Genomic DNA, 4,011 nt, shown 5'->3' on the forward strand with positions numbered 1-4,011 from the left:
GGGCCCGGAGCGCGCGCCGCGAACAAGCGTCACCGGCCGGGTGAGGGCGGTGGCACATGTCGCGCCGTCTCCGACCGTCTCGTCGGAGTGTGGCCGAGCGGCCGTACGCCAGGCGCGTACGGCCGCTCGGGTCGGTTCTGCGGTCAGCGGGTCGACGGGGCCGCGGCCCACCGGCCCACCGGTCGTCAGCGGGTCGGCAGCACCCGGGTGTGCTCCTCGCGGACAGCCTGGAGCGCGTTGGGCTTGAGGCCGAGGAGCTTCAGGATGGTCGGCGCGATCTGCTTGGTCTCGACCTTCTCGTCCTGGCGGACGCCGTTCGGGGTGGCGGCGCCGGAGACGACCAGCGGCACGTTCAGGTCGTCGGCGTGGGCACCGCCGTGCTCGGCGATCTTGCTGCCGCCGGTGTAGACGACGCCGTACTGCGCGACGCCGAAGACGTCCGGCACGCGGGCGTCGCCCGGCGTGACGTGGAAGTAGTCGGCGGCCTCCTCGCCGGCGTAGATCTTCTCGACGCCGCTGCGGGTGAAGGGGCGGGCCTTGCTGTTGATGTCGACGCCGTTGCCGCTCTGCGCCAGCAGGTAATTCTTGGCGAACTCGGTGGCAGCCGCGGAGCGGTCGTTCAGCCAGAGCAGCACACCGTCGTCGTCGACCGCGTGGGCGACCAGGTCGCCGGCGCCCGGGTGGGCGGCCTTCCAGGCGGCGTTGAGGCCGTCCAGCAGCGGGCCGTCGTCGATCCGGTTGAGCGCGGTCGGGTCGATCGGGGACTGGCCGTGCTTGGCCGAGAGGATCACGGTGGTGGAGCCGTCCAGGTGCTGCTTGCGCAGCTCCTCGGTCAGCGCGCCGAGCTGCTGGTCGACGAACTCCAGGTTCTTCTCGACCAGCGGGCCGGGCACGCCCTTGCTGACGTATCCGCCCTGGAGGCCCTGGGAGCTCTTGAGCTTCTGCGCGGTGGAGACCGACTGGAAGTTCAGGCCGAACACCGCCGGGGTGCCGACCTGCTCCGAACGGCTGTGGTCGTAGCCGTCGATCTCGTTGAGGACGGCCTGCACCTTGTACGAGTCGTACTGCTCGGTGGCCTTGTTGTCCTTGGTCCAGTCGCCGTTGTACCCGGTCGCGCTGCTGTTGATCTCCGGGGTGAAGAGGTCCTGGATGCCCTCGCCCGAGGGGCCGTTGAGGATGTCGTAGGCGGCGTGCTTGTCCGACCACGCCGTGCGCAGACCGGCCTGGCGGGCCACCTCGAAGACGGTGTTCACCTGGAGGTAGGAGTGCGGGTAGACCGGCTTGCAGGTGTGCGGGTCGACCGGCAGCTTGGCCGGGTTGAGCAGGGTCTGCGGCCGGCCGGTCATCTGCAGGACGGAGCCGGGCAGGCCGGCGAGGCCCTGGCCGGCGTCGAGCGCGTCCTGGTTCTTGTCCAGGTCCTCGGTGAGGTCCACCTCGACACCGGGCTTGACGCCCTTGCAGTCGGTGGTGCCGGCCGGGAGCAGCGCGGCGTTGTAGGTGTCGTCGTAGTAGACGCCGGTGGTGCCCGGGCCGCCGCCGGTCAGCTGGGCGACCATGCCGGGGAAGGAGTCCGAGGGGTTGGTGGTGCTCGCGTGGGTGTACTCGACACCGCCGCGGACCAGCCGGGCCAGCGCCGACTGCGGGTGCTTGGCCACGAACCAGGCCAGGTCCGACTGGTGCAGGCCGTCGACGGAGACCAGCAGCACGTGCTTCGCGTGGGCGCCGCGGCCCTCCTCGGCGGCGGCCGCCTGGGCGACGGTGGATCCGGCCAGCACACCGGCGGCGCCGAGGGTGGCGGCCAGCCGGACATAACGACGGGTCACGGAGACTCCTGCGGAGGGGGAAGGGGCTGTGGCGGTGCCGTCCTAGGTTCAGAGGGCTCGGTATACCGGCGGCGGCGAAGACATGAACAGTGCTGAACCCCTGTGCGGAGAGATCCGGGAATTCGTCGAATCTCATCAACTGGATGCTCTGCCAAGGTGATTGGTGTGCATACGCAGTCAATCGGGCGGCGGCGCGCTCCGGGCGGGGGATCGGAGCGCGCCGCGGAGGAGGGGCGGTGGGGTCCGCGCCGGCGGGTGGCGCCGGGGTCAGGGCCGCGGGGTGATGCCGAGGTCGGTGAGGAGGTGCCGGATGCGGGATTCGATCTCGTCGCGGATCGGGCGGACGGCTTCGAGTCCCTGGCCGGCGGGGTCGTCGAGCTGCCAGTCCAGGTACCGCTTGCCGGGGAAGTGCGGGCAGACGTCGCCGCAGCCCATGGTGATCACCACGTCGGAGGTCTGGACGGCTTCGGTGGTCAGGACCTTGGGGGTTTCGGCGGAGAGGTCGATGCCGATCTCGGCCATGGCCGCGACGACGGCGGGGTTCACGTTCTCGGCGGGGGCGGAGCCCGCGGAGCGGACCTGTACCTCGGGGCCGCCGAGGCGGGCGAGGAAGGCGGCGGCCATCTGGGAGCGGCCGGCGTTGTGGACACAGACGAACAGCACCGACGGAACGGCGGGAGTGCTCACGGGGAGATCCTTGGTCGAGGGCAGGGGGAGCGGGTCGGCGGCCGGGGCGCCGGTCCCGACTCGAGGTCGACCGGGTCGGCCTCGCGCAGCACCGTGAGGTGGTGGGAGACGGTCGGCTGGGAGATGTCGAAGGGGCCGTCCGGTCAGGACTCCTCGCGCCACCCCTCGTAGGAGGTGGCGAGGGTGTCGAGGGCGTGGAGCAGGGCGGGGGTCCAGCCGTCGGCAGGGGGGTCGAGGACGACGAGCCACTGGGCGTCCTCGGCGTCGTCCTCGCCGGCCAGGGCGTCGCGCACGATCTCCGGCTCGTCGAGGTCCGGGAGGTCGGCGCGGAGTTCCTCGGCGGCCTCGTCGGCGGCGTCGCGGTCGGGCAGGACGAGCAGCTGGCGGACGAAGGGGTCGTTGACGTCCGGGAGGTCGGTGGCGTGGTTCTCGGTCACCGGGCCATTGTCCAGGTCGGGCGGGGTGGGCGGTCGGTCCGGGGTCCGGTCGGTCGGTTGGCCCGGGCGGCCGGTCGGGCGGCCGGGAGTGTCCGCGGCGCGTGGGATGCTGGTACGCGATGGCCAGGAAGAGTGCACCCGACGACCTGCTCGCCCCGCTGACCCTCGCGGTCGGCCAGGAGGAGCTGCTGCTGGACCGCGCGGTCGCCCAGGTGGTGGCCGCGGCGAAGGCGGCGGACCCGGACACCGACGTACGGGACCTGCCGCCCGGCGGGCTGCAGCCCGGCAGCCTGGCCGAGCTGACCACGCCGTCGCTGTTCGCCGAGCGCAAGGTGATCGTGGTCCGGGCCGCCCAGGACCTCTCCGCCGACTCGGTGAAGGAGGTCAAGGCGTACATCGAGGCCCCGGCCGAAGAAGTGATCATGGTGCTGGTGCACGCCGGCGGCGCCAAGGGCAAGGGCCTGCTGGACGCCGGCCGCAAGGCGGGCGGGCGCGAGGTGGCCTGCGCCAAGCTGGCCAAGGCGAGCGAGCGGCTGGCCTTCGTCAAGGGCGAGTTCCGCACGCTGGGCCGCTCCGCGACCCCGGAGGCCTGCCAGGCGCTGCTGGACGCGCTCGGCAGCGATCTGCGCGAGCTGGCGGCCGCGTGCAGCCAGCTGACCTCGGACGTCGAGGGCACGATCGACGAGACGGTGGTGGCCCGCTACTACAGCGGCCGGGCGGAGGCGACCGGCTTCGAGGTGGCCGACCTGGCCGTCACCGGCCGGGCCGCGGAGGCGCTGGAGCGGCTGCGCTGGGCGTTGGCCGTCGGGCAGCCGCCGACCGGCATCACCTACGCGCTGGCCTCCGGCGTGCGCAGCATCGGGCGGCTGGCGACCACCGGACGGAACATGCGTCCGGCCGATCTGGCCCGCGAGTTGGGCATGCCGCCGTGGAAGGTCGACCGGGTCCGTCAGCAGATGCGCGGCTGGACCGGTGACGCGGTGGCCACCGCGCTGACCGCGATCGCCCAGGCCGACGCCGCCGTCAAGGGCGGCTCGGACGACCCGGCCTTCGCCCTGGAGCGC

At 72.7% G+C, this 4,011-nt stretch carries 4 protein-coding genes and 1 pseudogene; 1 reads left to right on the top strand and 4 read right to left on the bottom strand.

The genetic code is table 11. The features are described from left to right. Positions 1–185 precede the first annotated feature (185 nt). The 4 genes and pseudogenes from ACFVWU_RS44475 to ACFVWU_RS44490 all read right to left on the bottom strand — a co-directional run bounded on the left by ACFVWU_RS44475 (position 186) and on the right by ACFVWU_RS44490 (position 2,947). A complete protein-coding gene (locus ACFVWU_RS44475; protein WP_387632338.1) occupies positions 186–1,823 on the bottom strand; it encodes an alkaline phosphatase family protein in 1,638 nt (545 codons plus the stop codon). Between the two features lie 267 nt (positions 1,824–2,090). After that, positions 2,091–2,510 (bottom strand): arsenate reductase ArsC, encoded by a 420-nt coding sequence (locus tag ACFVWU_RS44480; protein ID WP_387632340.1) that lies wholly within the window; start codon positions 2,508–2,510, stop codon positions 2,091–2,093. Beyond that, positions 2,507–2,641, bottom strand: a pseudogene (locus ACFVWU_RS44485) (ArsR family transcriptional regulator); the annotation flags it as partial. The pseudogene ACFVWU_RS44485 and the gene ACFVWU_RS44480, both read right to left, overlap by 4 nt. 12 nt (positions 2,642–2,653) lie before the next feature. Next, positions 2,654–2,947, bottom strand: a complete 294-nt coding sequence (locus tag ACFVWU_RS44490; protein WP_387632343.1) for a hypothetical protein — start codon at positions 2,945–2,947, stop codon at positions 2,654–2,656. A 119-nt stretch (positions 2,948–3,066) separates the two neighbouring features. Here ACFVWU_RS44490 and holA point away from each other — a divergent pair. Next, a partial coding sequence (gene holA, locus ACFVWU_RS44495) for a DNA polymerase III subunit delta (protein ID WP_387632345.1) occupies positions 3,067–4,011 on the top strand: 945 nt, incomplete at its 3' end.

It is taken from the genome of Kitasatospora sp. NPDC058190 (assembly GCF_042883685.1).
In the GTDB taxonomy this organism is placed as follows: Bacteria; Actinomycetota; Actinomycetes; order Streptomycetales; family Streptomycetaceae; genus Kitasatospora.